Below are 5,287 nucleotides of genomic sequence, written 5' to 3' on the forward strand. Positions count from 1 at the left end.
ATTTGGAAAAAGATTCATCAATTTCGTTATTGGTGACAGAAGTCATCAAACTGCAGAAGAGTTTTGGGAAACAATAAAACAACACAAAATGGAGAAGATCGCAAGTGATCACTGGAAAAGCTACCAAAGCTTGTTTCTAAAGAGAAGCATCTTCAGACAAAGGCAGAAACATTTACCGTAGAAGCTTATAATAGTTTGTTCAGGCATTTTTTAGCAAGAATGAGAAAAAAGCCCAAATGCTATCCTAAAAAAATAGAAATGCTCAGATGAGCGATACTTCTCTTAACGCACCATCGTAATAAAATACTATCTATTTTTAATTAGCAATTCTGAATTTAATATTCAAGATTGACTAATTCCTGATAAAGAAAATAACATAGAAGATCGCTGCGTATGATAGTATTGGGTCTTTGGTTTGGGAAAGGGAATTGGATGTTTATGGTTCCCCGAGAAAAGGAGACAATAGCTTTGTGCCTTTCCTTTATCAGGGACAGTATGTGGATGTTGAAACAGGATTGGCTTACAACCGGTTTAGGTATTATGACCCTCAAATCGGTAATTTTATCAGTCAAGATCCCATTGGGCTAGCAGGTGGAATTCAGCTATACGGTTATGTTCACGATACCAATGGATGGGTAGATGTTTTTGGACTGAGTAAGGGAAGTCGAACATTAGGGAATAGGATGGAGCCTGCAAACATGACACATGGTATAAAGGAATTTCCAAGAAGAGAGTTTCAAGCACACCATGTAATACCTCATCAAGTTTGGGTAGCTCATCAAACATTCTTTGATGATATAGGGTTAAAAGACGCTAAGGATAATGTAAAGAATGGCGTTTTCCTGCCTAGAAATGAAGCTGTAGCCAATCAACTTGGCTTCGATTTTTATCATCGTGGTGCCCACAAGAATATAAATAAATATATGGAGAAGGAAGTGATAGATGTTGAAAAAAGATTCAACAACACTGAAATCAGTAGAACACAAGCACGAAAAGAAATTTTTAAAATACAAAAAACAGAACGTTCAAGGTTAAGCAAAAGAAGTCGTCTTGGTAATGCAATTAGATGAGAATAAATAAAATGTTATGGAAGAAAATCAAATAGAACAAATAGCAGTTAATAAAATTATTGACTTTGCCAAAACACAGTCAACTAAAGTTTGGCATCAAATGGTTATGGATTGGAATTGGGATAACTATATGACGTTCATTAATTGGCTGGTTGAAAATCCCAACACAGATAAAGCCACTATTCTAATGATTTATTGGAAATCAGACCCTAGTACCGATTTTTTGAACAAAAAATTAATAGAAGATCATTATTTCAAAGAATACTATAAGCAACATTTGTTTTCTTTTGATCCAAAAGATGATGAGGGAGATGATTGGACTTCCTATATTTCTGAGGAGTCAAAAAAAGAGATACCACAGCTAATGTTTCAAAAATTGTCAGGGGAAAAAATTCCATATCCTGAAGAATTTATAGAAGGTATGCCAGAAAATTTATTTTATGAAATAGAAGAACTTTATGATTGATTTAAAAACAGATTTTTTCGATTTCTTAAATATCAAAGGCCCGATTTTCGGGCCTTGTGTTATATTATAGAGCACCGATATTTTTTTGAAAGAAGTTTTTAAATTTATTTTGGGTAAGCCTTATTTTCAGTCATACGGGATACGATAGATTTATCTTTATCATCCAGCTCCGCAATGAGCCTTAACTGTCTATTGTACGATTTGATCCATAGTAATGGCTAAGATGCTTGTTAATTCTTTTAAAAAGCCACAAGGTGGTTGTGGGATGGGAATGTACCCCTGCACGAGTGGCAATATGAGGGAAGTGTTGTACCTTGCGGAAAGCTTGTTGGAGAGGAGAAGTACAGTATTGTCAGTGACTATCTGGGGACACCCTCGCATGTGTATGATAGTAGTGGGTCTTTGGTTTGGGAGAGAGAATTAGATGTTTATGCTCCCCTGAGAAAGGGAAATCATGATTTTGTGCCTTTCCTTTATCAGGGGCAGTATGTGGATGTTGAAACAGGACTGGCTTATAACCGGTTTAGATACTACGACCCCGAAAGTGGTAATTTTATCAGTCAGGATCCCATTGGGTTATTAGGAAATAACCCGAACCTCTATGCGTATGTGTTTGATAGTAATAAACAGATAGATGTATTTGGGTTGGATTGTTTTTCAGATGCAAGGAAATTGAGAAATAATATGCGTAGGGAGGGAATTAATGAACCGAATTATAAAAATTCTGCTCACCATATTATAATGTTCAATTCTAAAGACCCAAGAATGGTAGCTTTACAAGAAAAAATGAAGCAACTAGGTTTGGATATAAATGATGCAGTCAATGGGGTTTATCTTCCAATATCGACTAAAGTGAAAGATGCTGCGGGAGCAAGCGCACATGCGCATAGTAGGGTTCATACTAACAATTATAAGCAAAATGTTTTTAATAGACTAAAGGATATTAATAATAAATCAGACTTTGAAAATGTATTGATGGATATAGGCGATGAACTTATGTCAGGAACTTTTGAAATATAAATTATGACTCAGAAAGAACTGAAAATAGAATACGATAAATGTAAAAACGAATTTGATACTATTAAAGACGAAATAGAAAAACAAATAGTAAAGGTTGAAAACTACAAAGGTACTTTTTATGAAATTGAACCATTTTCATATCAAAGATCAGGTTTTAAACAAGGTAAATTAGTAGAGAATATGAATCGGATAAAAAAAACAAACGATTTATATATCTATGGTTTTAATGAGGATAATAAGATTGTAGAAGTCAAAGAAGGTATTGATATTGACAATGAATACTATTATCAGTTTTTGTTTTATGAGAAAAATACTCTTATAAAATCATTAGCATTTAATAATGGAAAAACTTTGCAAAATATTAGTTATTACACACATATAGATGATCTATTAATAAAACTTTATTCAGTAGGTAGAAGAGGTGGTATTGAAGAAGAATATTCTTATGACCAGAGAGGATTTCTTGAGAAGATTACTATACGGCAATTTGATAGAAGTGGAAATGAAGCAAGTACTTTATTTCATTCTTTTGAATATAACTCAGATGGTAGTTTGAAATCAATTATTGAATCAGCAATGGGTAATGATGATTATAGTGAAATAATATACTCCATATAGATTTATTTTCTCTGTTTTTTATTGGAAAAAGAAAAAAAGCGCAAAAAAATTATGTAGCAAAGCCATGCCTTTATAAAAATTGATTTGAAAAAACACTTTGGTGTAATGTAGAACATAGACTTTATACTTATCAGGATCGGATTTCCATTTCAGTTAGCTTGATTACCATTACGATGGGGAGGGGAATTTGATATTTAAAGCATTTATTACAAGTGCTTACCCCACGGTATACCATAAAAAGGAGTTGCAAAAGAAATTCGATATTCAGCTCAGAGGCATTGGGGCACTCCCTCGCATGCCTATGATAGTAGTGGGTCTTTGGTTTGGGAACGAGAATTAGATGTATATGGTTCCCCCAGAAAGGGAAATCATGATTTTGTGCCTTTTCTTTATCAGGGACAGTATGTGGATGTTGAAACAGGACTGGCTTACAACCGGTTTAGGTATTATGACCCTCAAATCGGTAATTTTATCAGTCAGGATCCCATTGGGTTACAGGGCAGAATAGCGCTTTATAGATATGTTTTAGATTCCAATAGTTGGATTGATCCATTAGGCTTAACGCCTTGGGGAGATATGAGAACTACTTTTCGTGACTGGTGGGATAATCATGCAACTGAGGATCTGATAAAAAGTAACAAGTCTTCTGTTCAAGCTGCGTTAAGAGGTATGAACGGTGGTAAAAATCATGAAATGTTTCCAGTTTCTGTTGCTGCAAAAGCAAAAGAATTAGGGTTTAGCTTGGACGAGTTAGAGAAACTCACAATAAAAATAGCAGATATTGAATTTGTGAATGTAACAAATCGCCATGGTTTACCTGTTCCAGATGGTCCTCATCATGGTAGTAGTGCAGTACGACACTTTCATAATAAATTGATAGATGCGTTAAAAGGGGCCAATACAAAAGCAGAAGCCCTTGCAATTATACAACAGCATCATGATAATCATATGAGAATGAGAAATAATCATTAAAACAATATGAAAAATGGGAAAGTATAATAAAATTCATGTTTGGATAGGTACCACTTTTAAAGAAGAAGAGGAATACCAAAAGTATTTTAAACTTGATTACTCAACAGAAGGGCATTTTGAAAGTCCTAATTATAAACTTTGTGAATTTTGTAAGGATATTGGGGAAGTTTGGTATGATCAAGATTTTATAGGAATAATTCCAAGATTTGATGAAGAGGTTTCTCTTGATGAAATATTAGAAGAATCATCAACTGATCAAGAAGAATGGGATAAAATTAAGAATGTTTGCAATGAATATGGAATCGAAAAAGCAAATGCTATTTTCTGGTACGCTGATGGAGATCTTGTTGTCCCTAAACCATATAAAGAAGAGTATAATGACTTAAAATATATAGGCATGTATGAAGGGGATTAATGTGATTGATCAATATTCAGATACAATAATTTTTAAGCTATAATTCAGAATATAATAATCTTATTTCTACAAATTAAACAATGAATATAAAAATAACAATGTAAGTATTGGTATTGCTATTCGTTGTTTGCCTAAATCTCATAATAGAAAATCATTTGTACGTTACACAAGTGCAGACAATTATCTAACAATAGATTTCTGCGTATCAGTAGAAGGTTATGAAAAAAAATACAACATTGAACAAAGGTTTGATTTAGGAGTAATTTTTTTAACGTGGTTGGATAAAGGATTTACAAATAAAAAAATTATAGAAAACAATCCTAATTTGACAAAGAGGATTTTAAAAATAGGTCAGAAGAACGGTTGGTTTGTTGATGAAATTGATTGGAGTTTAGATTTAGATAATTAAAAACAAAGCGTTTGGTAATTTGCCAATCGTTTACAATACTATGATAATGAGTCAGGAAACTATATATCTCAGGATCGGATAGGGCTACAAGGTGGCTTGAATACTTATGCTTATGTAAAAGCCCCAAATAGTTGGGTGGATATTTTTGGGTTATCCACTGCTTATGATGTTGATACCTATAAAAATCTAAAAGTTAGAAACTGGTCGTGACCGCCTGGGTACTTTTGAACCTAAGATTGTGCCCAAACGCCAGCTAATCATTACCGATGAGCTGGAAGGTACTATCTTATCGATGTACGCTATGGGAGTGAGTACCC

At 33.6% G+C, this 5,287-nt stretch carries 7 protein-coding genes and 3 pseudogenes; all 10 read left to right on the forward strand.

The features are described 5' to 3' along the window. Nucleotides 1–181, forward strand: a pseudogene (locus tag GNY06_RS13660) (hypothetical protein); the annotation flags it as partial. 229 nt (nt 182–410) lie between these two features. Further along, a complete protein-coding gene (locus tag GNY06_RS14800) occupies nt 411–1,070 on the forward strand; it encodes an RHS repeat-associated core domain-containing protein (protein WP_176589958.1) in 660 nt (219 codons plus the stop codon). Nucleotides 1,071–1,086: 16 nt separating this feature from the next. Beyond that, nucleotides 1,087–1,536: a DUF4274 domain-containing protein gene (locus tag GNY06_RS04465; protein ID WP_166518986.1), complete on the forward strand. Its 450-nt coding sequence runs from the start codon at nt 1,087–1,089 to the stop codon at nt 1,534–1,536. A 258-nt stretch (nt 1,537–1,794) separates the two neighbouring features. Further along, nucleotides 1,795–2,556 (forward strand): RHS repeat-associated core domain-containing protein, encoded by a 762-nt coding sequence (locus GNY06_RS14805; protein ID WP_166518987.1) that lies wholly within the window; start codon nt 1,795–1,797, stop codon nt 2,554–2,556. 3 nt (nt 2,557–2,559) lie between these two features. Beyond that, complete coding sequence (locus tag GNY06_RS04475) at nt 2,560–3,174, forward strand: hypothetical protein (RefSeq protein WP_166518988.1); 615 nt, start codon at nt 2,560–2,562, stop codon at nt 3,172–3,174. A gap of 318 nt (nt 3,175–3,492) precedes the next feature. Then, on the forward strand, nt 3,493–4,146 hold the full coding sequence (locus GNY06_RS14810; RefSeq protein WP_176589959.1) for an RHS repeat-associated core domain-containing protein: 654 nt from the start codon (nt 3,493–3,495) through the stop codon (nt 4,144–4,146). A gap of 13 nt (nt 4,147–4,159) precedes the next feature. Further along, the gene (locus GNY06_RS04485; protein ID WP_166518989.1) at nt 4,160–4,561 is read left to right on the forward strand and encodes an immunity 22 family protein; all 402 of its coding nucleotides are present in this window, start codon (nt 4,160–4,162) and stop codon (nt 4,559–4,561) included. A 127-nt stretch (nt 4,562–4,688) separates the two neighbouring features. After that, the gene (locus tag GNY06_RS04490; protein WP_166518990.1) at nt 4,689–4,970 is read left to right on the forward strand and encodes a hypothetical protein; all 282 of its coding nucleotides are present in this window, start codon (nt 4,689–4,691) and stop codon (nt 4,968–4,970) included. Between the two features lie 36 nt (nt 4,971–5,006). Beyond that, nucleotides 5,007–5,180, forward strand: a pseudogene (locus GNY06_RS14540) (RHS repeat-associated core domain-containing protein); the annotation flags it as partial. Next, nucleotides 5,161–5,287, forward strand: a pseudogene (locus tag GNY06_RS04500) (transposase); the annotation flags it as partial. The pseudogenes GNY06_RS14540 and GNY06_RS04500, both read left to right, overlap by 20 nt.

Source organism: Elizabethkingia argenteiflava (genome assembly GCF_009904105.1).
Lineage (GTDB): Bacteria > Bacteroidota > Bacteroidia > Flavobacteriales > Weeksellaceae > Elizabethkingia > Elizabethkingia argenteiflava.